Below are 25,024 nucleotides of genomic sequence, written 5' to 3' on the forward strand. Positions count from 1 at the left end.
GACGAGCAGGAACCGACGACGATCATCCCTAGGGTGACCGGCGACGAGCCGCCGCCGCGGGCGGTGCGTCCCTCACCACGGCCCGCCTCGCGACCACCGGCCCCGGGCGCCGCGCCCGGCCCGGCACAGGGGCCCGTCGCTGGACGGCCGCCGGCCGACCTGCCCACCACGCGGGCGCCGGTCGACATCAGCGAGGCGGCCACGACGATCATCCCGGCGGTGCCGGCCGACGCGACTGGGCTGCTCGGGGCCATACCGCCGGCGCCACCCAAGCCCGACCCGGCTGCCGGCGCCGCGACTGCCGGGCAGCCCAAGCCGCGCCGGGGCGAGCGGGTCGTGAAGCTGCGGCCGGAGCAGACCGACGAGGGCTACAAGAGCGTCTACTCCGAGCTGACCCGCCCCACGATCGGCTCCCGCATCCGCGCTGGCATCCGCGGCGCCGGCGAGATCATGATCACGTTCGGCGCGGTCGTGCTGCTCTTCGCGGCGTACGAGGTCTGGGGCACCACCGCGGCCATCGGCTCCCACCAGGACACGCTCGACCAGCAGCTCGCGCAGCAGTGGGACCAGCCCGACCCGACCGTCGGCCCCACCGCCGCGCCGAGCGCCACGCCCGCCCCGCTCGCCGGCAACGCGATCGCCCGCCTCTACATCCCCCGGCTGGAGAAGCAGTGGGTCGTCGTGGAGGGCGTGACACAAAAGGACATTCGGTACGCTCCGGGCCACTACCCGGCGAGCGCCGATCCCGGCAAAGTGGGCAATTTCGCGGTCGCCGGGCACCGCAACCGGGCCACCTTCTGGCGGCTCGACGAGCTCGACCCCGGCGACGCGATCGTGGTCGAGACCAAGACCGACTGGTACATCTACAAGGTCAGCCAGACCCGCATCGTCAAGCCGACGCAGGTCGAGGTCGTGGCACCGGTGCCCGGTCGGCCCGGCGCCAAGCCCACCAAGGCCATGGTCACGCTCACCACGTGCAACCCGAAGTTCGACAACTACCAGCGGCTGATCGTCCACGGCGAGCTGACGCGCAAGCAGGCTCGATCCGCCGGCCAGCCCGCGGAGCTGGGTTAGGGGCCGGGGCGTGTACGCGTGGATCTGGCGCCACCTGCCGTTTCGCGCGTGGCCGGCCAAGCTGGCCACGTCGCTGGTGCTGCTCGCCGCGATCGGCGCCCTGCTGTGGTACGTCGTCTTCCCCTGGGCCCAGCCGCTGCTCCCCTTCGACGACGTGCAGGTGACCGAGGACTCCGGCGTACCGGGCGGCGGCCCCGCCGAGCCGGGGGGCGGTGACGAGCCCTCCATCGACGACGAGCACGATATTCCGTACAGCACCGAAGAGCCCGCGACACCAAGGTGATGGCATGCGCGTCCTCGTGATCGACAACTACGACTCGTTCGTCTTCAACCTGGTCCAGTACCTGGGCCAGCTCGGCGCCGAATGCGACGTGCGGCGCAACGACGAGGTCGACCTGGCCGCCGTCGGCCGCGCCGGCGCCGCCGGCGTCCTCCTTTCCCCCGGCCCGGGTACGCCCGAGCGCGCCGGCATCTGCATGGACGTGATCCGGGAGTACGGCGGCAAGCTGCCCATCTTCGGCGTGTGCCTGGGCCACCAGGCGTTCGGCGCGGCGTACGGCGCGACCGTCAACCGGGCGCCGGAGCTGCTGCACGGCAAGACCTCCGACGTACACCACAAGGGGGCGGGCGTGCTCGCCGGGCTGCCCGACCCGTTCACCGCGACCCGCTACCACTCGCTGGCGGTGGTCGAGTCGACGCTGCCCGACGAGATCGAGGTGACCGGCCGCACCGAGTCGGGCGTGGTCATGGCGATGCGCCACCGTGACCTGCCGATCGAGGGCGTGCAGTTTCATCCCGAGTCCGTGCTCACCGAGGGCGGCCACCTCATGCTGGCAAACTGGCTCGCCGCCTGTGGCCTGCCGAGCGCGCTCGACCGCGCGCCCGAGCTCGCTGCGGAGGTGGAGGAACGCAGGCGCGCCGCCTTCGCAGCGTAGGGCGAGTTATCCACAGGCCACCAAAGTTATCCACAGGCTTATCCATCGCACTTAACTTGATCTGTCCATGCCTGTAGACGCGGCGGATCTGATCAAGAAGAGGCGGCGCCGGTGCCGCCGGTCGTCGTCTGGGCCCGCCCGCAGACCGGCCATGCCCTTAATGAAAACCGGCCGTTCACAAGGGGTCGGTCGAGCCGAAGCGACCGGAGCGCCGGGTCAGCCGTCGTCCGACCCGCCGCCACCGGTGCCTGGCGACGGCGACTCCGACGGTGTCGGCGAGGTCGGCGGCGGCGAGCTCGGCTCCTCGTCCGGCTCGACGAAGATGGTCAGCACGATCCTGCTGCCCTTCTTCGCCTTGCCGTCTTCGCTCTGTGCCTGCACAGTGCCGATCTGGCTGGCGGACGACGCCGCGTCGCCATCCCGGCGCGTGACTTCGAAACCAGCCTCTCTCAACTCGTTTTCGGCGCTGTCGGCATCGTCGCCCACCACGTTGGGGACCGCTACGATGTTGCCGCGCGAGACCCGGATGACCACCACCGCATCCTTGGCCACCCTCTTGTTCGCGTCTGGCACCGCGACGACCTGGTCCTTTGCCACCTCGTTGTCGACCTCCTCGACCTGCGGCGTCAGGTCGAGGTCGCGCAGCCGCGCTTCGGCCGCCTGGCGTGTGCTGCCGACGAGGTCGTCAGGCACCAAGATCTCCTGTGGACCTTGGCAGATGTTGAAGACGACCTCGGTGTTGTTGTTGACCCGCTCGCCCTCGGCCTGGCTCTGCTGGGCGACCGTGCCCTTCTCGCAGTCGTCGCCGAAGTACGGGTCACCTTCCGTCGCGACGAGTTCGGCGTTGCGGAGGGCGGCCAGGGCGTTGGCCTTCGGGAGGCCGATTACGTTGGGCACCGTGGTCTGCGGTATCTCGTTGTCCTGGTTGTTGAGGTACAGGCCGGCCACCAGAGCGATCACCGCGAGTACACCGAGCGTGCTGAGCGCGGCGATCACCCAGGCGGACGCCCTCCGTCGGCTCGGGTCGCCGACGCGAGCGGTGGGACGGGTGGCGGCGTTGATGTGGCGGGTGACCGCGGTCTGGCCCATCATCGCGACGGTCTCGGCCTCGCGGAGCACCGGCGTCGCCATGACGGGGCGCCCGGCGGCGGCGCGGAGCAGGTCGGCCCGCATCTCCTGTGCGCTCTGGTACCGGTTGAGCGGATTCTTCGCGAGCGCCTTGAGCACGATCGCGTCGATGTCCGGGTTGACCTCCGGGTTGATCTCGCTGGGCGCCCGCGGATCTTCCCGTACGTGCTGGTAGGCCACGCTCACCGGGCTGTCGCCGACGAACGGCGGGTGACCGCAGAGCAGCTCGAAGATCACGCAACCGGCGGCGTAGACGTCGGAGCGGGCGTCGACCGCCTCGCCCCGCGCCTGCTCCGGCGACAGGTACTGCGCGGTGCCGATCACGGCGCTGGTCTGCGTCATCGTGGTGGCACCGCTGGCCAGGGCCCGGGCGATGCCGAAGTCCATGACCTTGACCTGACCGTTTTGGGTCAGCATGACGTTTCCGGGCTTGATGTCCCGGTGGATGATGCCGTGCCGGTGGCTGAACTCCAGCGCGGCGCAGATGTCCGCGGAGATCTCCAGAGCACGCCGGGGCATCAACCGCCCCTCGGCGGCGAGCACCTCCTTGAGCGTGCGCCCGTTGACGAACTCCATGACGATGAACGGCAGCGTCTCGCCGGTCGGGGCGATCTCTTCACCGGTGTCGTAGACGGCGACGATGGCCGGGTGGTTGAGGGACGCGGCGTTTTGCGCCTCGCGGCGGAAGCGCATCTGGAACGTCTGGTCGCGAGCGAGGTCGGTGCGCAGCATCTTGATCGCGACGTCGCGGCCTAGCCTCAGGTCGCGGCCGCGGTGGACCTCGGCCATGCCGCCGTAGCCGAGCAGCTCGCCGACCTGGTACCTGCCACCGAGCAGGCGGGCCTGCGCAGTCATCTCGTCTGTCGTCCTTCGCTCGTCTGTGCGTCACCCAGGCGGCTCACCGAACCTGCCCCACCCGACGGTACGGGGCGCTCCTGCGAAGCGTCTTGGCGCACCCACATCTGCAACCCGGTTGGAACCGAGCTCGAATTGTTCTGCTCCTGCTGTCCCAGCAAGTAGGAAATGAGGCCGGCACAGAGCAGCACCAGCACCCCCAGCACCACCGCCAACACGATGAGGATCTGCCGATTCGTGGAACTTTCTTCGGGCTGGGCCTGCGGGTAGCCGCCGTACTGCTGCGCGGGATGGGCATGCGGCGCGTTTGTCGGGACCACCGGCCGGCCGGGCGGCACGGGCGAGGCGCCTGGCCGGTAGCCGCCCGGTGGCGGGGGCGCCGGCCGGTACGGCTGCTGGGACACCGGTGCGGGCGGAGCCGCGACCGGGCTTCCGGGCGGCGGGTACGCGGGCGTGGTGTGCGGCGGAGCGGGGGTGCTCCCGGGACCTGGGGACGAGGTGGGCGCCGGGGAAGCGGGTCGGCCGGGCGGGGCCGGGCGGGCCGGGGGCGCCGAGCCGAGCGTCGCCGCGGCCTGGCGGGCGACCGCGCCCAGCATGGCGGCGGTCTGGAAGCGGGCGGCCGGGTCCTTGGCCATCGACTGGTCGACGATGCGCCGGATCGCGGGCGGGATGTCGCCGGGAAGCGGGCGGGCCTGATCCCGCACGTGCTTCATGGCAATTTCGAGCGGATTGTCACCTTCGAACGGACGGTGGCCGGAGAGGCACTGGTAGGCCACCACGCCAAGCGCGTAGATGTCGGACGCCGCCGTCGCGGTGCCACCGGCCGCCTGCTCTGGCGAGATGTACGACGCCGTGCCCAGCACCGAGCCGGCCGCGGTGAGCTGCCCCACCATGGCCGAACGGGCGATGCCGAAGTCGGTGAGCACCAGCGTGCCGTTGGGGCGTACGAGCAGGTTGCCCGGCTTGACGTCGCGGTGCACGATGCCCTTCTCGTGGGCAGCCTGGAGCGCGTCGGCGGCCTGGGCGACCAACGCCATGGTGCGAGCCGGCGTGAGCCGGCCGACCCGGCTCAGCGTGCGCGACAGGGCATCTCCCTCGACGTACTCCATGACCAGGAACGCGATCTGCTGGTCGCTGCCGTAGTCATACACGTCTACGACGCCCGGATGGTTGATGGTCGCCATCGTGCGCGCCTCGCCACGGAAGCGCTCGGCGAAGCCGGGCTCCTCCAGCAGGGCCGGGAGCAGGATCTTCACGGCGACGGTGCGGCCGAGCACCTCGTCGGTGCCGCGCCACACGTCACCCATGCCACCACTGGCGATGCGCTCGTCGAGGCGGTAACGACCGCCGAGCAGGACGCCGCGACTGAGCATCAGTCGCCTCCTCGGTCCCGAATCACGGCCTGCATGATCCGGCCGCCGATCTCGGCGGCGGCGGCACTGCCGCCCGACTCGCCGGCCCTCTCCAGCAGTACGCAGACCGCGGAGATCGGTTCACCGTTGCGCATCACGAAGCCAATGAACCATCCGTGGTCGCGCGGATCCTCCCCATCCTGTGCCGTTCCGGTCTTGCCACCGACCGTGTACCCGCTGATCCGGGCCCGCCGTCCGGTGCCGTTTTCGACGACGCTGACCATCATCTGCTGGAGGTCGGCGGCGACGTCGCCGCTGACCGGGTTGTTGAGCTTCTTCGGCGAGGCGGTGCCGATCGTACGGCGGTCGGGGCCGAGGAGCTGCTGCACCAGGTACGGCCGCATCCGCTCGCCACCGTTGGCGACCGTGGCCGCGATCATGGCGCCCTGGAGCGGCGTCATCCGCACGTTGTTCTGCCCGATGCCGGACTGGGCGAGCGCGGCCGGGTCTTCGCTGCCGTCCGGGTTTTCCATGTCGCCCGTACGGCTCGCGGCGACCGGAAGCCCACCGCCGTCGAGGTTGCCCACGCGGAGGTCGGTGGTCTCGAAGCCGAACGCCTGCGCCTTCTCCTTGATCTTGTCGGAACCGAGGTCGACCGCGAGCCGGGCGAAGCCCGTATTGCACGACTCGGTCAGCGCCTCGATCAGGGTCACCTCGGACTCGGGGCAGATACTGGGCTGCGAGTTGCGGATCGGTGTGCCCGAGGTGGGCGGCGTGTACGAGGGGCCGGCCTTGATGCGGGTCTGCTGGGTGCGGCCCTCTTCGAGCGCGGCAGCCGCGTCGATCACCTTGAACGTCGAACCGGGCGGCAGCACCTCGCCGAGCGCCCGGTTTCGGAGCGGGCCGTCCTCGGCGGCGTTGAGCTTGTCGTACGCGCTCTGCGCCGCCCCGGTGTCGTGGCTGGCCAGCGGATTGGGGTCGAAGCTCGGCATGGAGACCAGTGCCTGGATCGCGCCGGTCTTGGGGTCGAGCGCGATCGCGGCGCCCCGCGTCGAGCCCACATTGTTGCCGGCCAGACCCTCGATCGCCGTCTGCTGGGCGCGCATCGAGAGGGTCAGCACCACGTTGCCGCCAGCGGTGTCCTCGCCGGTGAACATGTCCCGGAACCGGTCGGCGAAGAGCCGGTCGCTCGTGCCGGCCAGGAATTCGTCTTCGGCCTGCTCGATGCCGGTGGCGCCGAGGTTGACCGGCTTGTAGCCGATCACGTGCGCGAACTGGCTCTTGAACGGGTAGGTGCGCAGGTACTTGAGCTCGCCGTCGGTGGCCTGGTTTTCGGCGAGCGCCTTGCCGGCCACCTCGATCACGCCACGCGGCCGGTTGTACTCGTCGACCTGCACGCGCGCGTTGTACGGACTCGTGCGGTATTCGTCGGCCTTGTACGCCTGCACCCAGTTGAGGTTGGCGAAGAGCAGGCCGAAGAGGACCATCACGACCACGCCTGCGCGGCGAAGGGGTGCGTTCACGACCTGATCACCTCCGTCGGGGCGCCGTGCAGTTGGGCCGGGGGCCCGCCACCGCCCGGGCCGCCGGGCCGCCCCGCGGGGGCACCGGTGACCGGCCGGCCGGCGGCATCGGAGATACGCAGCAGCATCCCGATGATCAACCAGTTGGCCATCAGCGACGAACCACCGGCGGAGAGGAACGGCGTGGTCTGGCCGGTGAGCGGGATCAGGCCGGTGACGCCACCGACGATCACGAAGACCTGAAGGCCCAGCGTGAACGCGAGGCCGCCGGCGACCAGCTTGCCGAACGAGTCGCGTACGGCCAGGCCGGCACGGAGCCCGCGCTCGACGATCAGCAGGTAGACCACCAGGAGGGCGGAGAGGCCGAAGAGCCCGATCTCCTCACCGAGCCCGGCGAAGACGAAGTCGCTCACGACGAGCGGGATCTTGTTGGGCTGGCCGCCACCGGGACCGGCACCGAAGAGGCCGCCCGTGCCGAGGCCGAGCAGCGACTGCACCATCTGGAAGCCGTCGTCGTACGGGTCGGCGAACGGGTCGAGCCAGATGTCGGCGCGCTGGTAGAAGTTGGCGAACGGACCGCCGATGCTCGCGCCCAGCGCGTAGGCCAGGAAGGCACCACCGAAGAAGAGCAGCAGACCGATGATCAGCCAACTGACCCGCTCGGTGGCGACGTACAGGATCACCACGAACATGCCGAAGTAGAGCAGTGCCGTGCCGAGGTCCTTTTCGAAGACGAGGACCAGGAGGCTGAGCATCCACACCGCGACGACCGGGCCGAGGTCACGCCCCCGCGGGAAGTCGATGCCGAGGAAGCGGCGGCTGGCCAGCGAGAGCACCTCGCGCTTGCGTACGAGGTAATAGGCGAAGAACGAGACCAGCGCGAGCTTGGCGAACTCACCGGGCTGGATCTGGAAGCCGCCCGGGAAGATGATCCACAGCTTGGCGCCGTTGATCTCGGAGAACCGCCGCGGCAGCACCGCTGGGATCATCACGAGCACGATGCCGACCAGGCCGAGCGTGTACGCGTACCGGGAGACGGCCCGGTGGTCGCGCACGATGATCAGCAGACCGGCGGCGAGCACGACCGCGATGAGCGTCCAGGCCAGCTGCCGCCCGCCAACGCCGGAGAAGATCGGCAGGTCGGCCCGCTCGTTGGCATCGGCGAACGCGAGGTCGAGCCGGCGCAGGAATGCCACGCCCAGCCCGTTGAGCAGGGCGACGGCCGGCACGATCGCGGGGTCGGCGTACGGCGCGAGGAACCGGATCACGACGTGCAGCGCGAGGAACACCCCGGCCACCAGCGCGACCGGTACCCAGAAGTCGCTGGTGATCGTGTCGAGCGCGGTCGCCTCGACCGTCGCGGCGTACGCCCCGACGAGGATCATCACGAAGATGAGCAGGGTCAGCTCGGCGTTGCGCCGACCGCGCGACTCCCGGACACGCGGCATCTCGCCCGTGGTGGCGGGCCCGGGTGCCGGCACGGCTGGGGCGGTCACGACTTAATCCCTGCTGTTTCTGTAAGGGACGCTCAGTCCGCCGAACGGCACCCGGTCGGGTCGACCGGCGGGTCCGAGAAGGCGGGCGGTGCGTCTGGGGTGCTGGCCGGTCCCGAGCCGGCGGGCGAAGAGGTAGCGGACGGCTGGGTAGCCGGTTCGCCGGTGGCCGCGGTGGCGCTCGCTTCCGGCGAGACGCTCGGCGACGGGCTCTCGTCGGGCGTCGGCGTCGACGAGGGCGGGCAGGTCGGCTTCAGATTGGGATTGGTGGGGCTGTCGGAGGTCAGCTCGGCGAGACGGCGCTGCGCGTCGGGCTCGTCGTCGGCCTGGATGCCCTGCTTGACCCGATCCTGAGCGACCGAGGTGAGGTCGTCGAGCCGCGTGCCGCTGGTCTCGTGGACGCTCGACAGGCTGAGCCCGGCGATCTGCCCTGGCACACCGCGGAAGACCGCGAGCTGACCCTGGTCGGTCGCGCCCACGTAGTACTGCCGCTGCGTGTAGCTCCAGCCGACCCACATCCCGCCGCCCAGGATGGCGAGCAGCCCGACGAGCAGCAGCGCGGTGCGTGCCGGATGCCGGCGCGGGCGCTCGGGCTCGTCGTGGCCACCACCGTTGGACCCGTTGCCTGCCTCGGGCGCGGCCGCGCGGGGCGCCGCCGCCTGGAGGGCCGAAGCGCGGGCCGCCGGGGTCGACTCGTCGGCCGACGTGGCCATGCCGCGGTCGCGGGCGGCCGCGCCGCCCACGATCGGAGCCGCCTCGAGGATGTCCTGGTCGGTGGCGTCGGCGACGACCACGGTGATGTTGTCGGGCCCGCCGCCCCGCAGCGCGAGCTGGACGAGCCGCTCGACGCAGTGCTGGGGATCGGTGAACTCGGTGAGCGTCTCCGCGATGGTCTCCGCGCTCACGACGCCGGACAGGCCGTCGCTACAGATCAGGTAGCGGTCGCCGGGGAGCACCTGACGAACCGAGTACTCCGGGTCGATGTCGCGGCCGTCCAGCGCACGGGTGAGCAGCGAACGCTGGGGGTGGCTGCTCGCCTCCTCCTGGCTGATCCGGCCCTCGTCAACCAGCATCTGGACGTACGTGTCGTCCTTGGTGATCTGGTTGAAATCGCCGTCTCGGAGCAGGTAGGCCCGCGAGTCACCGATGTGGACCATCCCGATCTTGCTACCCGAGAAGAGCACAGCGGTGAGCGTCGTGCCCATGCCCTCCAGGTGCGGGTTGGCGTCGACGGTGTCCCGGAGCTGCTGGTTGGCCGTATCGACCGCGCCTCGAAGGGCGTCGACCAGGGCATCGCCGGGCACGTCCTCGTCGAGGGGAGCCATCGCGGCGATGACGATGTTGCTGGCGACGTCACCGGCGGCCATGCCGCCCATGCCATCGGCGACGGCGAGCAGGCGCGGTCCGGCGTAGACGGAATCCTGGTTTCCGTCCCGGATCAGACCGCGGTCACTGTGTGCCGCATAACGCAAGGTGAGAGTCATGGCCGTAACTCAAGAGAAGTGCGGCCGATTCGGATCGGCACGCCGAGGGGTACGGGGGTTGGTCCAGTGACCTTAGCGCGATCCAGATAGGTGCCGTTGGTCGAGCCGAGATCTTCGATGAACCACTGCCCGGAGCGAGGAACCAGCCGGGCGTGTCGAGCGGACGCGTAGTCGTCGGTGATCACCAGGGTCGAGTCTTCCGCACGACCGATGGTGATCTGAGCCTCACCGAGGGTGATTCGGGTGCCGGCCAGCTGGCCGGCGGTGACCACGAGCTGGTGTGCCGCGCGGCCCCGCTTCACCTTGGCCGGGCGGGAGTGCCCCATCGACGCGCCAACCCCCCGCGGCGCGGCGACGAGGCGGCTACTCCTGGCCCCGGCGAACAGATCCCGGCGGATGACCCCGACCACGGTGAACACAAAGATCCACAGCAGGATGAGGAAACCGAACCGGGCAACGGTGAGGACGAACTCAGGCAACGTCCTTAGCCATCCACTCGGAACGTGAGGGTGGTCGTTCCGAGCTGGATCATGTCGCCGGGGTTGAGGGCGACGGCGGAGACGCGCTGGCCGTTGACCATCGTCCCGTTGGTCGATCCCAGATCGGTGAGCACCACCTGGGCACCGTCGAAGTCGAGCCGGGCGTGGCGGCGGGAGATGCCGACGTCAGGGAGGCGCAGGTTGGCCTGGTCGCCACGGCCGATGACGGTCGAACCCATCTGCAACGGATAGGTGCGCCCATCGCCGGAGACCAGCCGCACATTGCGCCCACCGCCGTGCTGCGGCGGAGGGCCGTAGCCGCCGGGGCCCTGCTCGTAGGGAGGGTAGGCAGGAGGCGCCGGCGCGTCGTACGCCGGCTGCTGGACGGGAGCCACCTCGCCACCGGTGTAGACCTCGGCGGTGACCCGGAACATCCCGGTGTCCAGCCCGTCACCGCGCTCGATCTCCACGATGACGTCGCCGTAGACGGTCCACGCCTGCTCGCCGATGAACTCCGCCTGAGACTGGGCGAGCTCCTGGGCGAGCGCGGCCGCGTACGGCGCGAGCCGGCTGTGGTCGTAAGGCGAAAGATCGATCACGTAGCGGTTGGGCACGAGCGTGCGCCCACCGGCCAGGATCGCCTTGTGCGCCTCGGCCTCCCGCTGCATGGCGTTGAGAATCTCGACAGGGTGGACTACCCCTTTGAACACCTTCGCGAAGGCCCCCTCGACCAGGCCTTCCAATCGCTTCTCGAAGCGTTGCAGCACGCTCACCGGCTCCTCCTCGGGTTCCGAGGACATGATGGTATCCGGCCGCCGCACGCGCAGGTTGCGCACCGACGTACCGCCCTACTGCCGGCCTGTCTCAGGTGGCCGGTGTTGCCGTGCTACTCTTCCCACGCGCCACGGGCAGTAACCTGCTCGCGGGGGTGGCAAACCTGTTCGTTGGGAAAGCCACGCACAGCGTAATATGCTGCCGCATCATATCCGGGGTCAGCCCCTGGATTCGGGGAAGTGGCGGAATGGCAGACGCGCACGGTTCAGGTCCGTGTGCCCGAAAGGGCGTGGGGGTTCAACTCCCCCCTTCCCCACCGCAGAGCTGAGGCCTCGTCCAAGGACGGGGCCTTCAGTGTTTAGGTCACTCTCCGATGGCCCGCTGCCAGGCGATCCGGCAAATCTGACGCAAGCTCGCATATCGGAAGGCGCCTTCATACCCGGCGCCGCTAACCGTTGTCTCGGGGCCGGCGCGGAGAGGATTCGCGGGCCGGCCGAGCTACCCGAGGATTCGGGCCGCCGGCGCCACCACCGCACACCGGGGACGTGGAAGGCCGTTCACGAGTCGTCGCCACCGACCGGACAGCAAACACGCTCCGGACGACCGGTCGCACCTGGACCGGGCGGGATTCATCACGGCCATACATTCAGTCGCGCCGAGCCATCCGTTGTAGTCGTTGCATTGGGCCTCGTGGTACCGAGCAAGGTTGGCACATACGTGTGGCGCACCTCACACGACGACCCGTCCTTCCATGTGAAGAGCGGCACCATCCGGGCCGGGCAACAGACCGCCTTCCCTCCAGGAATGCGCTTTCCTATGCTGGTCCCATGATGAGGATCGACGACGGGCTGGAGCCCGCCGGCCTGTTGCCCAAAATCGAGCGCCTCTGGGACGCCTCGGCCGAGAAGCTCGACTCGATAGAGAAGACGTGCCCGCCCGGCTCGCCCTCGCCGGTGTTCACCGTGGACGGTCGCTACACCGCCCGCGGCTGGACCGAGTGGACCCAGGGCTTCCAGTACGGCTCGGCGCTGCTCCAGTTCGACGCGACGGACGAGCGGCGCTTCCTGGACCTCGGGCGGGAGCTGACCGTCCAGGTGATGGCGAGCCACGTCAGCCACATCGGCGTGCACGACCACGGCTTCAACAACGTCAGCACGTACGGCAACCTGTGGCGGCTCATGCGGGAGGGCCGGGTCGACGACGGCGACCTCAACTTCTACGAGCTGGCCCTCAAGCTCACGGGCGCGGTGCAGGCGGCCCGGTGGCGGGAGACCGCCGACGGCACCGGCTACATCTACTCCTTCAACGGGCCGCAATCGCTCTTCGTCGACACGATCCGCTCGTGCCGGGCACTCTCGGTCTCCCACCAGCTTGGCCACGTGCTGATGGGCGAGCGCGACGAGCGAATCTCACTGCTCGACCGGCTGGCCCAGCACGCCACCAACACCGCCCGCTGGAACGTCTTCTACGGCGAGGGTCGCGACTCGTACGACATCCGCGGCCGCACCGCCCACGAGTCGATCTTCAACGTCAACGACGGCAGCTACCGGTGCCCGAGCACGCAGCAGGGCTACTCCCCCTTCAGCACGTGGACGCGCGGACTCTCCTGGGCGATGCTCGGCTTCCCCGAGCAGCTGGAGTGGCTCGACACGGTCAAGGACGTGCCCGCGGGCCTCGTCGACACCATGCTCAAGGCGGCCACCGCCACCTGTGACTTCTACATCGAGCACACGCCGGTGGACGGCATCCCGTACTGGGACACCGGCGCGCCCGGCCTCGCGCACCTGGGCGACTACCTCGACCGGCCAGCCGACCCGTACAACGCGCACGAGCCGGTGGACTCCTCGGCCGCCGCGATCGGCGCGCAGGGGCTGCTGCGACTCGGCCGCTACCTCACCGCGCGGGGCGAGACCGAGGCCGGGCGGCGCTACTGGCAGGCGGGGCTGACGGTGTGCGACACGCTCTTCGCCGAGCCGTACCTCAGCACCGACGCGCGCCACCAGGGCCTGCTCCTCCACTCCGTCTACCACCGCCCGAACGGCTGGGACCACGTGCCGGAGGGCCAGAAGGTGCCCAACGGCGAGTCGAGCATGTGGGGCGACTACCACGCCCGCGAGCTCGCGCTCTACGTGCAGCGCGTGGCGCGCGACGAGCCGTACTACACGTTCTTCGGGAGCGCGGAGTGAGCCCGACCGCCGTCGTCACCGGCGGTTCGCGGGGCATCGGACGCGGCGTCGTGCTCGCGCTCGCTTCTTCCGGGTACGACGTGGTGGTCAACTACGCCCGCAACGCCGAAGCCGCCAAGGAGGTGGCCGAGCGGGTCGAGGAGGCCGGGCAGCGGGCCCACCTCGTGCAGGCGGACATCGGGGCGGCCGCCGACCGGCAGCGGCTGGTCGAGGAGGCGGTCGGCGCGTTCGGCCGGATCGACCTGCTGGTCAACAACGCGGGCGTGGCGCCGGACGTGCGCGCCGACATCCTGGAGGCGACCGAGGAGTCGTTCGACCGGCTGGTCGGGATCAACCTCAAGGGGCCGTACTTCCTGACCCAGCTCGTGGCCCGCCACATGATCGAGCAGGTCGAGGCGGGCACGCTGAGCCACCCCAAGATCGTCATCATCTCCTCGGTCAGCGCGTACGCGGCCAGCATCAACCGGGGCGACTACTGCGTCACCAAGGCGGGCCTCGCGATGGCCGCCCAGTTGTACGCCACGCGGCTGGCCCAGCACGGCATCAACGTGTACGAGATCCGGCCGGGCGTGATCGAGACCGACATGACCGGCGCCGTGCGGGAGAGGTACGACGACCTGATCTTCAACCAGGGGCTCACGCCGATCCGCCGCTGGGGCCGCCCCGAAGACGTCGGCAAGGCGGTGGTGGCGGTGGCGACCGACCTGCTCCCGTTCAGCACCGGGCAGGTCATCGACGTGGACGGCGGCTTCCACCTCCGTACCCTCTGAAAACACAACAGGGCTCCCGCGCCGACTCGGCGCGGGAGCCCCGCCGACCTCCCCAGGTCGGTCCGAGAGCTGGCTAGAGCGTCAGCGTCCAGGTGTTGATGTAACCGGTGTCCGCCGAGTAGGCGTCCTGCACGCGCAGGCCCCACGTGCCGCTGCCGGCCTCGCTGGACAGGTTGACGGTGTAGGTCGTGTTCACGTTGTCGGCGCTGTCACCGATGCTGCTGTTCTTCAGCCGGTACGTGCTGCCGTCCGGGGCCACCAGATCGATGACCAGGTCGCCGCGGTACGTGTGCACGATGTTGACCGCCACCGTCGAGCTGGACGAGGCGTTGCGGCCGCACGCGATCGTGATCGAGCTGGTCGCGGTACCCCGGTCCGGGATGGCCACGTCGGTGCCGTTGGTGCCCGTGCAGGTGCCGGAGTTGCCGCCGGTCACGGTCAGGCTGTACGCGGCCGTCCGCTGGCCCGAGGCGCCGGTGCCGGTGATCGTGATCGGGTACGTCCCGTTGACGACCGAGGTCGTCGTGGAGATCGTCACCGTGGACGAGCCGCCCGACGTGACCGACGCGGGGCTGAAGCTCGCGCTCGCGCCGGCGGGCAGGCCGCTCGCCGACAGGCTCACCGACTGCGCCGAGCCGGCCGTGGTCGCCGTACCGACGGTCGCGGTGACCGAGTTGCCGGCCACGACCGAGCCCGACGTCGGCGACACCGACACCGAGAAGTCGTTGGCCGGCGGTGGGCCGTCGTTGACCACGAAGAGCAGGCGGTTGGGGGTACCGGTGCCCGGGTTGGTGACGACGTTGGGCGTGGAGTTGTTGACCAGGTAGTCGCGTACCTGGACGGGCGTCCACGTCGGGTTGGCGGCCAACACCAGTGCGGCCGCGCCGGCGACGTGCGGCGACGCCATCGAGGTGCCGCTGATCGAGTTGGTCGCGGTGTTGCTCGTGTGCCAGGCCGACGTGATGCTCACGCCCGGCGCGAGGATGTCGACGCAGGTGCCGAAGTTGGAGAAGCTGGCCGCCGCGTCGTTGCTCTGGGTCGCGCCCACCGTGATCGCCTCGGCGACCCGGGCCGGCGAGTAGTTGCACGCGTTCTGCCGGACGCCAAGCAGGTTGCCGTTGCCGGCCGCGACCGCGTACGTCACGCCCGAGTTGATCGAGTTGCGGACCGCCGTGTCGATCGAGGTGTTGGCGGCGCCACCGAGGCTCATGTTCGCCACGGCCGGCTTCACCGCGTTGGCGGTGACCCAGTCGACGCCACCAACGACACCGGCGAGCGTGCCGTTGCCCGAGCAGTCGAGCACGCGTACGCCGATGAGCTGTACGCCCTTGGCCACGCCGTACGCCGAGCCGCCGACCGTGCCGGCCACGTGCGTACCGTGGCCGTTGCAGTCATCCGCGGGGCCGCCGTCGACGGCGTCGAAGCCGCTCGTGGCCCGCGTGCCGAAGTCGTTGTGGCTGAACCGGATGCCGGTGTCGATGATGTACGCCCGCACGGTGGGCGCGGTCGACGGGTACGTGTACGAGTTGCTGAGCGGCAGGTTGCGCTGGTCGATGCGGTCCAGGCCCCAGCTCGGGGGGTTGGTCTGAGTGTCCTGGATGCGCACCGTGTGGTTCTGCTCGACGTACGACACCGCCGGGTCGGCCGCGATCCGGGCCGCCCGCGCCGCGGTGGCCTTCACCTCGAAGCCCCGCAGTGCGGCCCGGTACGTTCGCGCGACCGCCCCATCGTGCTTGGCCGCGAGGTCGCGCGCCGCCTTGTCGACACCCGTTCGGGTGACGGCGCTGTCCTTGAATACCACGATGTAGCTGTCGACGACCGCGGTGTCGCCGCCGGCGTTGCGGACCGTGCCGGTGGGCTCCTTCGCGAGCGCCGGCGGTGCCGCCAAAGCAACGGCCACCGTCACACCGACGGTGGCCAGGCCGAACGTCGCCAGACGGCGACGCGTGCGCGGGAGTGTCATCTCCCGTCCTCCCCTCTGACCGGCTTCACGGCCGTCCAGACGCTTGTGGCGCCGGATCGGACAGAGATGTTTGCCGATCGGAGGAGAGATTATGTGGAGTTGTCAGCCAGCGACAGATGTTGAACCTTCTATACCACCGGCGATAGGTAACCTGCGTACTCCCCCTCTCCGGAGTCGTGGGGCGGCCCGGCCTATCGAGGGCGGCCGCCGCCCTGCTGGAGGTAGAGGAGTTCGAGGATCGAGCGGGCCGCCTCGAACCAGCGGTCCAGCCATCCGGGCGGAGGCACGCTGCCCTTCGGGGGCAGCTCGAGGAGCAGGCCGCGCAGGAGCGGATGGTCGGCGAGCGAACCACCGGGGCTGTCCAGCCAGCCGGCCGGCGGGAAGACCGGCTCGGTCAGCCCGGACAGGTCGAGGCCACCGGAGCTGGCGCGGCCGGGCGCCGGCAGGTCTGACTCGGGCTCGAACTCACCGGCGTGCCCCATCCGCTCGCCCTGGTGCCCGTCGCGCCCGGGGAGGCCATCCCGCCCGACCAGGGCGTCACGGCCGTCGGTGCGGTAGCCGGCCGCAGGCGGCACGTACCCCACCGGCTCCGGGGGGAACCGCTCCTGAGTGCCCACCGGGCCATTCGCGCGCTCGTCAGGTGCAATCGTCATGCCCTCTACAACGAGGTTTGTTGACTCGCGACTCTGGCTACTGCGCGCAAGCTACCGTATACTCACTCGCTGTACCTATTAAGACGCGCGGCAATGCCGCGAGTGCACACAGCCGCGCCGCCATTACGGATGGCGACACGGCTGCGCACCAGACTGCGTTGCCCGTTACGTCACTGGACTAGAAAGCCACGCCTACCCGCTAGTCCAAGCCAAGTAAACGGATTGCTGTCAGCCGAGGTCGAACTCGCCGTCCTTGGCGCCACCGACGAACGCGTCCCACTCGTCGGCCGTGAAGATCAGCACCGGACCGGTCGGGTTCTTCGAGTCACGCACGGCGATCGCCTCGTCAACGAAAGCCACTTCCACGCAGTTGTCGCAGTTGGGGCCACTCCGCGAGCTCTTCTGCCAGACGGCACGGCTCAGGTCCAACCGGAACCCCTTTGTCTCCACTTCCACAATGGCTCCTCTGTCAGCTTTGCGATGAGGGCCACGGACTCCTCCGGTCGGAGGGCCGCGGCGCGGATGTGATCAAAGATGAACACATACTTCCGCAATTCCTCACTCTTCTCCAAGAAGAGCCCGCCCGTGGCGTTTTCGGCATACACGACCGCAGGGTCGCTCGGCTCAGGGAAGTCGAGGATCGCGAACGTCCCGTCCATACCGGCGTGACCACCGGCCTCGAAGGGCAGGATTTGCAGTGTGACATTTGGTAACTCCGCGGCCTCGACGAGTCGCTCGAGCTGAGCCCGCATGACGGCGTCGCCGCCCACGGGACGGCTCACGACGGCCTCGTCGAGGACCACCCACAGGTCGATTGGATCGTCCTGAGTCAGTAACGACTGACGGTTGAGCCGGACACGTACACGGCGTTCGACCTCGTCAGTCGTGATATCCGGCCGAGCGGCGCGGATCATGGCCTTGGCGTACTCCTCGGATTGCAGCAGTCCGGGGACCACCTGCTGCTCGTACGCCCGGACGGAGTTGGCCGCCTGCTCCAGACCGACATAGGCGCCGGTGAGCACCGTGCTGTACGGATGCCACCAACCCTTCTGGCGGGCCTCGCGGGCAATCTGGACGAGTTCTTCGCACTCGTCTCCACGCACGCCGTAGATGTCGAGCATGTCTCGCACATCACGCGGAGTAGCGGTGGTGTGGCCGGTTTCAATTCGAGAAATTTTCGATGCCGAACATTCCAGCCGCTCGGCAACACCTTCGATCGTCACTCCCGCGGCTTCACGCCGACGACGCAGCTCGGCCCCCAGCCGGCGACGGCGAATGGTCGGACTCCGACGCTCCACCACGGGTCACCTCCGCAAGTTGCGTCCTGAAAGTCCAAAGCGAGTCTGTCGCGAATCGGCGTCACGGGTATCCGTCACGGCGGACGCATGCTATGACGGAGCTGCGACATCGCGGGTGAACCGGTCCGCGGTTGCTAGGGGCGTAGGGCTCGCTCGCGCTGACACGCAAAGGCACCGGCACGTCCGGCCGGTACCGCGTTCAGTTTGCGCGTTTCCGGGCGGGACATCAAGCTGCGATCCGCCCCCATCGACCAAACCAGATCCGCCCGAAGTTGCAACTTGCATTGATCACGTTATTGATGCACCCTGTCCGTATGGCTCGGGTCACTTACAGTCTCCGGCCAGTCGGACAGGTCGCGGCCGCCGCCGCATCCTGAGGCAGTCCGACACTGGCGGAGACACCACCCCAGCGAGTGACCCCCGAGGTGAGCCGCGAAGCACGCGGTCCGGCAAGCTTTGGCTGAAGTTGGCAGTTTTGGGACAGGAGTCGATGTGTTACCCCGGTCCGGTGACGTCCTCCGCGTGACCCGTGAGGCGAGCGTCCAGTTCGCCGACCCGATGCTCTTTCGGGTGATCCGGGTCCACGATTGGCCGACCTATGACGGCTGGGTCTGGCTCGATGGCTACGAGCTCAACGGTGGCGGCGAGGCCGTCGAGCGCAGGTCGATATTCGTGAAGATCAGTGGGCTGCGCACGGTGGGGTCCGCACCGGACATCCGGCAGCGCAACGCACGGCATCCGGCCGCCCGGCCCACCGGCGTGCACACGCGTTCCCGCTGAGGTCGTCCACCTCAGGATCGCGCGGGCGCGGAGCCCGCGCGATCCTTTGCTGCCGCCTCCACGAGGGGAAAGATCACCTATCCGGCCGTTCGCCGGCCGGTGGTCCGCCGGCTCGCCTAGACTCGTAGGTACCCGCCGCCCCCACTCGTGATCCGGACCCCGAGCCTGGGGGACGGCATGATCAGCAAGCCGACCGCGCGACCGCGCGTATCACGGCATCCCTACTCCATTCGTGGGCTGAGCCTGCGCATCCTGCTCCTCGGCGCCATGCTGACGAGCCTCGCCATCGTCGTGGCCGGCGGCCAGCCGGTCGGTGCCGCATCGTCCGACGACAGGGGCGAGCGGATCCGCGATGCCGCCAGCATCAGCGACGGCGAGCCCGCCGGACCGCGGGCGCCGAGCGGCCAGCGCGCCCCCAGTACGGAAGCCGCGAGCCCCAAGGCGACGAGTGGCCCGGGCGAACCCGCGCGCGGACAGCGGTCGGAGGGCACGTCGAGCGGCGGCGCCACCGGGGGGATCGTGCCGGCGGCGAGCGCTTCCCCCGGTGCGGGCTCCGCGAGTCCGCCTTCCGCCGGGTCCGCTGGCGGGCCCCCGGACGACTGGCACCTCTATCACCACTGGGCCGACCCGTCCTGGCCGAGCCGAGGACAGGCGATGGGGGAACGGCTCGACCCCCGCCCCGGCGGCAGCCAGTGGGTCGACGTGCCACTGCCCACGCGGACTCAGGACGAGGAAGGCCGGGAGCCGACGGTCACGCCGACCGCCGACCCGCCACCGTCCAACGGCTGGACTCCGGCGCCGAGCGATCCCGTCGAGCCGCCGCCGAGTACGCCACCGGCGAGTACGCCACCGCCGAGTACGCCACCGCCGAGTACGCCGCCGGCGACCGCTTCGCCGCTGCCTCCGCCCAACCCCAGCGAGCCCGACGAGGAACCGGCCACTCCCACCCCGCCCAGCACGCGGAATCCGGCGCCGGGCGGCGACGCCGGCACGCCACCGGCGACCGGAAGCAGCCGGCCACCGACCACGCCGGGCCCGGACCAGGAGGGCCGGGACCAGGAGGGCCGGGACCAGGAGGGCCGCGGCCCGCGGACCGGGGCGCTGCCGCAGCCGGCCACCTCGGATCCGTACCAGCGTGACCCGTTGGCGGCCGGGCCCAACGCCGACGACCTGGGCCTCGGCGACCCGGTCGACGAGCCGACACCGACGCCCGAGCCGACCGTGACCGAGCGGCCGCCGGTGCCGCTGCGGGCCGAGCCGGCGGAGCCCCAGCCGGCGGGCGAGTACCAGCCGGCGGGCGAGTACCAGCAGACGCTGGTCTACTCGGGCCTGCTCGGCCTGGCGCTGGCGGTCATCGGCCTCACGATGGTCGGCCTGCGCCGCCGCCGCTGGTGAGGTGGGCCCGGTCGGGTCAGGAGGTCGGGGTCGGCTCCACGCGGGGCGTCGACGCGCTCGTGGGCGGCGTGGTCGGTGTGAGCGGGCTGGCGATCACCAGCGTCACCACGCCGCCGTCGGGTACGGTCTCGCCCTCGGCCGGGTCCGACTCGATCACGGTGCCCGGCTCCTCCCCCGCTGGCCGGTACACGAGCTGGTAGTCCAGGCCCAGCTCCTCCAGCGCTTCCCGCGCCGCCTGGTCGGTCAGGCCCACGAGCCGCGGCACCGGTACCCCGGCCGGCGCCGTGGTGGGCGGAGCCGGCGAGCTGGTCGTGGGGGCGACGGAGGTGGCCGGCGCGGAGGTCGGGGCCAGGGTCGGTGAGGGCGTGGGAGTCGGCCCGGTCTGCTCGTTGTCGGCGTTGACGATCAGCCAGATGCCCACGATCAGCCCACCGGCCAGCAACAGCGCCACGATGCCCAGCACGATCGGCATCCACCACGGGCCACCGCTGTCTTCCGGTGGCGGCGGCTCGCCGGCATCTGGGCCGCGCGGCACACTGGCGTGCGGTGGTGGCACGCCCGCGCGGCCGGACCAGACCGGAGACTGCGACGCCGGCGCGGTCTCGTCGACGGCGGGCATCTGCCGGGTCGCGTCCACCGGCGGCGGCAGAGGTGCGGTGCGGTCACTCTCCGGAGGCGTGGGCTCGTCGCCGGCGCCGGGCTCCGGGGCGCTGCCGCCAGCGGCCGTGGCCGCACCGTCTCTCGATGGTGCGTCGTCGTCCGCGAAGGGGTCGAACTCACCGGTCTGGTCCAGCTCCTGGCGGGCCGATCCGTCGGGCTCCCGCCGGGGAGTGCCGTCACCTGCGCCGCCGGTGGAGCCGGAAGTGGGGTCGTCCGGATCGCGGTCGTCGGCCATGGCGTCGTCCTCTCCGGCAGGTACGTTCCGGGGTCAACTTATCGGGCGATTCGCCCGATCGCGCGCCGCCCCACACGATCTCGATAGCGCGAGGAAGCTACGCTGCCCCGCATGGCCGTTCGAGGCTGGGGAGGATCGATCGCGACCGCGATCGGCATCGCCGCAGGAGCAAGCGCCGCACAGTTGGGGCTGGGCTACGGGCTCGGCATCATCGCGTGGCTGCCGTCGCCCAACGGCGGAAACGAGGCCACCTGGGTGGCGAGCCTGGCGTGGGCGACCTGGATCGCCGCCACGTCCACGATCATCGGGGCAATCTGCGCCGACCGGATTAGTGCCTCCATAGTGGACAGCCGAGACACGCTGTCCACCGTGCTCTCCCGAGGTGCGATCACCGTGGCGGCCGCGGTCGGTGCACTCGCGACAGTCGCGCTCGTGGCCATACCGGCGCGGGAGGCGGCGCGGGCCGACACGTTCACGCCGCAGACCATAGCGGCGGGATACGCGGCTATCGGCGTGATCGTCGGCCTGCTGGTCGCGCTGTGGGCGGTGGCGTCCCGCGCGGTCGCGGCCAACGTGATCGCCACCGCGAGCTGGCTATGGCTGCTCGCCGTGATCGCGGTCATCGACGGCGTCGCGACCGGCCGTGGTCTCGCCTCGGCCCAGCTGGGCGTCTGGCAGATCACCTCCGACGCCGACCGCTTCTGGTTCCGCAACATCTACCTGCCCGGCGCTGCCCTCACGCTCGGCTCGGCGCTGGTGATCGGCGCGCTCGCGGCCTGGCCGGCGGCGAAGCGGCTCGACGGCCGGGTCGGCACCGCCGTCTCCGGTGGGGTCGGGCCGCTGCTGGTCGCGGGGGCGTACTTCCTCGCGGCCCCCACGCTTGTCGGCATCCGTGCCGAGCAGCTCTCCGCGCACCTGCTCGCGCCGTACGCGGTGATCGCCGGGCTGGCCGGGTCGGTCCTGGTCACCGCGATCAACCAGCGCCACGAGTCGCGCCAGCGGGACGACGTCGCGATGCTCCAGTGGCCCGCCGACGGGCCCGAGCCGGAGCCGGCCCGCGAGCCGGAAGACGACGCCAAGGAGCCGGTGCCCGTGCCGGCCCAGGTGGGCGCCTCCGATCTGGAAGACGACGCATACGCGCCGGCGCGGGCGTACGTCTCCGACTCGGCGCCGGCCACCACCGAGGCGGCACCGGAGCCGGCGCGCGGCCAGGCGTCGGTCGCCACCCCGCTCTGGCCCGAGCAGGAGAAGAAGAAGCCGAAGCGCCGTTAGCCCGTACCAGGGCGGGTCGTGGGGACTCGGAGGGTGAGGCCGCGGGAGCGACGGTCCGCACCGCGACGGACGTCGCGGTAGCCCTAATCCGTCTGTGGCACAGCTCAGCCGGCGGCGGGGTAGTTGATCCCCGACTCCAGCAGCGCGAACGCCCGGTCGGCCAGGTCGGAGACCTTTTCGTCGGGCTCGTTTTCCCGCCAGGCGCACCGCGACCTGGAGCGCCGCGCTCGACACGGACGCGACAAGCTTGGGCCGCGGGTCGGCGATCGGGTCGACGCCCATCCGCGCAGCCACTCGCTCCGCGGGCGGCGGGGCGCCTCGATCACGTCGTGCGGGCTCCTCACTCGACGGGCCAGGTGTGCACCGGCTCGTTGGTGCGCTGGAACAGGCCGTACCGCTGGAGCATGTCGTGCAGCGCCTCTCCGCGATCGAGATCGCGGCGGTGCTGGGCGGCGGCCACGGCCTCGGTCTGCCACACCGCGCCGTTGCGCTGTAGCAGGCAGCGCTGCTCGATGATGCCGAGCAGCCGGTCGCGCAGCGCGGGGTTGACGCCGAAGCGGTCGAGGCCGGCGTATGCCTTGGGCAGCAACGACTCCAGCACCAGATCGGTGACCCGGATCTCGCCGACCCTCGGCCAGTGGATCGTCGCCTCGATGCCCCGCCGGGCGGCGGCGTGGAAGTTTTCCTCCGCCGCGCTGAACGTGAGCTGCGACCAGATCGGCCGGTCGGCCTCGGCCAGCTCCCGCGTCAGTCCAAAGTAGAAGGCCGCGTTGGCGAGCATGTCGACCACCGTGGGACCGGCCGGCAGGACCCGGTTTTCCACGCGCAGGTGGGGACGGCCGTTCATCACGTCGTACACCGGGCGGTTCCACCGGTAGACGGTGCCGTTGTGCAGTCGCAGCTCTCCCAGGTGCGGTACGCCCCCGGCGTGCAGCACCTCGACCGGGTCTTCGTCGTCACAGATCGGCAGCAGGGGCGGGAAGTAGCGGACGTTCTCCTCGAACAGGTCGAAGATCGACGTGATCCACCGCTCGCCGAACCAGACCCGCGGGCGTACCCCCTGTGCTTTGAGCTCGTCCGGCCGCGTGTCGGTGGCCTGCTCGAAGAGGGCGATGCGGGTCTCCGCCCAGAGCCGCTTGCCGTAGAGGAACGGGGAGTTGGCCCCGATCGCGACCTGTACCGCCGAGATCGCCTGCGAGGCGTTCCAGTAGTTGGCGAAGCTCTCCGGCGAGACCTGGAGGTGGAACTGCACACTGGTGCAGGCGGCCTCGGGCGCGATCGAGTCGGTGTAGGTCTGCAACCGCTCCACACCGCGGATGTCCAGCTCGATGTCCTCGCCCCGGGCGGACACGATCTGCTCGTTGAGCACGCGGTAGCGCTCGTTGGTGGAGAGGTTGTCGAGCACCAGGTGGTGAGAGGTCAGCGTGGGGAGTGTGCCGATCAGGATGATCGTGGAGTCGGCCTTCACCGCACGGTGCTCGGCCCGCGCCAGGCTGGCCTGGAGATCTTCCTCGTAGTCGGCGAAGCCGTCGCCCTCGATGAGTCGCGGGCGCGCGTTGAGCTCCAGGTTGAACTGCCCCAGCTCGGTCTGAAAGGTCGGGTCGGCCAGGTTGGCAAGGATCTCCGCGTTGCGCATCGCGGGCTCGGCCTCGCTGTCGACCAGGTTGAGCTCGATCTCCAGACCTGTGGTGGGACGCTCGGCATCGAAGCCGAAGTCGTCGAGCATCAGTGCGAAGACGTCAAGGCACCGGCGCACCTTCTGCCGGTACCGGGCGCGATCCTCCCGGGAGAACGCACCCAGCAAGACGTCCTTCCCCATGTGGCCCTCCCGGCGCGCAGGGTGATCCGGGCGCCAACCGCAGGGATCCCAGAACGCTACCGGGTGCTGGTCGTCGTGTCGCCGGCGCGCGACACAACGCCCAATGCCCGGAAGGATCCCCCGATCGGCGCGGTGACCTTCACGTTAGGAGCGCGATCGCCGCTTGGGCTAGGGACAAAACAGGCACTTATCACCGGTCGTGAGCATGGGAGCGCGCTTAGTCCACCTAAGCAATATGCCTCGGTAACCGTGAAACCGGTCACCGAGGCATATTGTGGACTCGAACCGACGCTACTGGCGGATCGCCTCGCCCTCGATCTCGATCTTGATCTTCTTGCCGACCAGCACGCCGCCCGTCTCGAGCGCCACGTTCCAGGTCAGGCCGAAGTCCTCGCGGTCGATCTCGGTGCTCGCGGTGAAACCGAAGATGTCCTGGCCGAACGGGCTGCGGCCGACGCCCTCGAACTCGACGTTCAGCTCGACGGTGCGGGTGACGTCCTTCACGGTGAGGTCGCCGGTGAGCACGAACTCGTTGCCGCTGTGCGACTTCACGCCCGTGCTGCGGAACTCCAGCGTCGGGTACTTCTCGGACTCGAGGAAGTCGCCGCTGCGCAGGTGGTTGTCGCGGTCGGCCTGGCCGGTGTTGATGCTGGCCGCCTGGATGGTCGCCACGACCGACGACTGCAGCGGGTCTTCGGCTACGGTGATCGTCGCGGTCGCCTCTTCGAACACACCGCGCACCTTGCTCACCATCATGTGACGAGCGGTGAAGCCGACCACCTTGTGCGCCTGGTCAAGCTCGTAGGTGCCAGCCGCGGGGATGGTGAGACCATCGAACTGCCGCGTGACTGGCGATGCGTCGGTCATGTGATGCTCCTCCAGGAGATTGCTTGACG

General features: G+C 70.1%; 23 protein-coding genes and 1 tRNA gene. 9 read left to right on the plus strand and 15 right to left on the minus strand.

From position 1 onward, the window contains the following. Positions 1–33 precede the first annotated feature (33 nt). Genes ACFFIA_RS35000 through ACFFIA_RS35010 form a run of 3 tightly spaced genes read left to right on the plus strand, consistent with a single transcriptional unit; the run spans position 34 to position 2,009 of the window. A complete protein-coding gene (locus tag ACFFIA_RS35000; protein ID WP_377259676.1) occupies positions 34–1,074 on the plus strand; it encodes a class E sortase in 1,041 nt (346 codons plus the stop codon). 10 nt (positions 1,075–1,084) lie between these two features. Continuing rightward, positions 1,085–1,357, plus strand: a complete 273-nt coding sequence (locus ACFFIA_RS35005) for a hypothetical protein (protein WP_377259679.1) — start codon at positions 1,085–1,087, stop codon at positions 1,355–1,357. 4 nt (positions 1,358–1,361) lie between these two features. After that, a complete protein-coding gene (locus tag ACFFIA_RS35010; protein WP_377259682.1) occupies positions 1,362–2,009 on the plus strand; it encodes an aminodeoxychorismate/anthranilate synthase component II in 648 nt (215 codons plus the stop codon). A gap of 216 nt (positions 2,010–2,225) precedes the next feature. Here the strand turns inward: ACFFIA_RS35010 and pknB are convergent, their stop codons facing one another. The 7 genes from pknB to ACFFIA_RS35045 form a co-directional block, all read right to left on the minus strand. Then, positions 2,226–3,992 (minus strand): Stk1 family PASTA domain-containing Ser/Thr kinase, encoded by a 1,767-nt coding sequence (gene pknB / locus ACFFIA_RS35015; protein ID WP_377259685.1) that lies wholly within the window; start codon positions 3,990–3,992, stop codon positions 2,226–2,228. After that, positions 3,989–5,365, minus strand: coding sequence for a serine/threonine-protein kinase (locus tag ACFFIA_RS35020; protein ID WP_377259688.1), 1,377 nt, complete (start codon positions 5,363–5,365; stop codon positions 3,989–3,991). Before ACFFIA_RS35020 ends, pknB begins: the two co-directional genes overlap by 4 nt. Beyond that, positions 5,365–6,867, minus strand: coding sequence for a peptidoglycan D,D-transpeptidase FtsI family protein (locus tag ACFFIA_RS35025; RefSeq protein ID WP_377259691.1), 1,503 nt, complete (start codon positions 6,865–6,867; stop codon positions 5,365–5,367). The genes ACFFIA_RS35020 and ACFFIA_RS35025 overlap by 1 nt, the downstream gene beginning before the upstream one ends. Further along, positions 6,864–8,315, minus strand: coding sequence for an FtsW/RodA/SpoVE family cell cycle protein (locus ACFFIA_RS35030; RefSeq protein WP_377260285.1), 1,452 nt, complete (start codon positions 8,313–8,315; stop codon positions 6,864–6,866). Before ACFFIA_RS35030 ends, ACFFIA_RS35025 begins: the two co-directional genes overlap by 4 nt. Positions 8,316–8,395: 80 nt before the next feature. Next, a complete protein-coding gene (locus tag ACFFIA_RS35035) occupies positions 8,396–9,844 on the minus strand; it encodes a protein phosphatase 2C domain-containing protein (RefSeq protein ID WP_377259694.1) in 1,449 nt (482 codons plus the stop codon). Beyond that, the gene (locus ACFFIA_RS35040; protein ID WP_377259697.1) at positions 9,841–10,323 is read right to left on the minus strand and encodes an FHA domain-containing protein FhaB/FipA; all 483 of its coding nucleotides are present in this window, start codon (positions 10,321–10,323) and stop codon (positions 9,841–9,843) included. Before ACFFIA_RS35040 ends, ACFFIA_RS35035 begins: the two co-directional genes overlap by 4 nt. A 5-nt stretch (positions 10,324–10,328) precedes the next feature. Further along, on the minus strand, positions 10,329–11,123 hold the full coding sequence (locus ACFFIA_RS35045) for an FHA domain-containing protein (protein WP_377259700.1): 795 nt from the start codon (positions 11,121–11,123) through the stop codon (positions 10,329–10,331). 207 nt (positions 11,124–11,330) lie between these two features. Here ACFFIA_RS35045 and ACFFIA_RS35050 point away from each other — a divergent pair. From ACFFIA_RS35050 to ACFFIA_RS35060, 3 genes are all read left to right on the plus strand, one after another. Further along, positions 11,331–11,413: transfer RNA gene (locus ACFFIA_RS35050), tRNA-Leu, on the plus strand. Positions 11,414–11,924: 511 nt separating this feature from the next. Beyond that, positions 11,925–13,283 carry a hypothetical protein gene (locus tag ACFFIA_RS35055; protein ID WP_377259704.1) on the plus strand — a complete coding sequence of 453 codons (1,359 nt, stop codon included), beginning with the start codon at positions 11,925–11,927 and terminating at the stop codon, positions 13,281–13,283. Next, the gene (locus tag ACFFIA_RS35060) at positions 13,280–14,053 is read left to right on the plus strand and encodes a 3-ketoacyl-ACP reductase (RefSeq protein ID WP_377259707.1); all 774 of its coding nucleotides are present in this window, start codon (positions 13,280–13,282) and stop codon (positions 14,051–14,053) included. Before ACFFIA_RS35055 ends, ACFFIA_RS35060 begins: the two co-directional genes overlap by 4 nt. Before the next feature lie 73 nt (positions 14,054–14,126). On the opposite strand, the gene ACFFIA_RS35065 is transcribed toward ACFFIA_RS35060, so the two are convergent. The 4 genes from ACFFIA_RS35065 to ACFFIA_RS35080 form a co-directional block, all read right to left on the minus strand. Beyond that, on the minus strand, positions 14,127–16,016 hold the full coding sequence (locus ACFFIA_RS35065) for a S8 family peptidase (RefSeq protein ID WP_377259710.1): 1,890 nt from the start codon (positions 16,014–16,016) through the stop codon (positions 14,127–14,129). Between the two features lie 191 nt (positions 16,017–16,207). After that, positions 16,208–16,669, minus strand: a complete 462-nt coding sequence (locus ACFFIA_RS35070) for a hypothetical protein (RefSeq protein WP_377259713.1) — start codon at positions 16,667–16,669, stop codon at positions 16,208–16,210. A 228-nt stretch (positions 16,670–16,897) separates the two neighbouring features. Beyond that, entirely contained in the window at positions 16,898–17,119 is a 222-nt protein-coding gene (locus ACFFIA_RS35075; RefSeq protein WP_377260287.1) for a DUF397 domain-containing protein, read from the minus strand. Continuing rightward, positions 17,089–17,970 (minus strand): helix-turn-helix domain-containing protein, encoded by an 882-nt coding sequence (locus ACFFIA_RS35080; protein WP_377259716.1) that lies wholly within the window; start codon positions 17,968–17,970, stop codon positions 17,089–17,091. The genes ACFFIA_RS35075 and ACFFIA_RS35080 overlap by 31 nt, the downstream gene beginning before the upstream one ends. A gap of 489 nt (positions 17,971–18,459) precedes the next feature. On the opposite strand from ACFFIA_RS35080, the gene ACFFIA_RS35085 reads away from it, so the two are divergent. Together ACFFIA_RS35085 and ACFFIA_RS35090 are read left to right on the plus strand one after the other, a co-directional pair. Beyond that, on the plus strand, positions 18,460–18,747 hold the full coding sequence (locus ACFFIA_RS35085; RefSeq protein ID WP_377259719.1) for a hypothetical protein: 288 nt from the start codon (positions 18,460–18,462) through the stop codon (positions 18,745–18,747). A gap of 177 nt (positions 18,748–18,924) precedes the next feature. Then, positions 18,925–20,142, plus strand: coding sequence for a hypothetical protein (locus ACFFIA_RS35090; RefSeq protein ID WP_377259722.1), 1,218 nt, complete (start codon positions 18,925–18,927; stop codon positions 20,140–20,142). 16 nt (positions 20,143–20,158) lie between these two features. Here ACFFIA_RS35090 and ACFFIA_RS35095 read toward each other — a convergent pair whose 3' ends face one another. Beyond that, complete coding sequence (locus ACFFIA_RS35095; protein ID WP_377259725.1) at positions 20,159–21,037, minus strand: PASTA domain-containing protein; 879 nt, start codon at positions 21,035–21,037, stop codon at positions 20,159–20,161. Positions 21,038–21,148: 111 nt separating this feature from the next. On the opposite strand from ACFFIA_RS35095, the gene ACFFIA_RS35100 reads away from it, so the two are divergent. Further along, positions 21,149–22,309, plus strand: a complete 1,161-nt coding sequence (locus tag ACFFIA_RS35100; protein WP_377259728.1) for a hypothetical protein — start codon at positions 21,149–21,151, stop codon at positions 22,307–22,309. A gap of 104 nt (positions 22,310–22,413) precedes the next feature. On the opposite strand, the gene ACFFIA_RS35105 is transcribed toward ACFFIA_RS35100, so the two are convergent. The 3 genes from ACFFIA_RS35105 to ACFFIA_RS35115 all read right to left on the minus strand — a co-directional run bounded on the left by ACFFIA_RS35105 (position 22,414) and on the right by ACFFIA_RS35115 (position 24,995). Then, a complete protein-coding gene (locus ACFFIA_RS35105; RefSeq protein WP_377259731.1) occupies positions 22,414–22,635 on the minus strand; it encodes a hypothetical protein in 222 nt (73 codons plus the stop codon). Positions 22,636–22,649: 14 nt separating this feature from the next. Further along, positions 22,650–24,128, minus strand: a complete 1,479-nt coding sequence (locus ACFFIA_RS35110) for a glutamate-cysteine ligase family protein (RefSeq protein ID WP_377259734.1) — start codon at positions 24,126–24,128, stop codon at positions 22,650–22,652. 291 nt (positions 24,129–24,419) lie between these two features. Next, complete coding sequence (locus tag ACFFIA_RS35115; protein ID WP_377259737.1) at positions 24,420–24,995, minus strand: YceI family protein; 576 nt, start codon at positions 24,993–24,995, stop codon at positions 24,420–24,422. Between the last annotated feature and the right edge of the window lie 29 nt (positions 24,996–25,024).

Source organism: Phytohabitans kaempferiae (assembly GCF_042433955.1).
Classification (GTDB): Bacteria; Actinomycetota; Actinomycetes; order Mycobacteriales; family Micromonosporaceae; genus Phytohabitans; species Phytohabitans kaempferiae.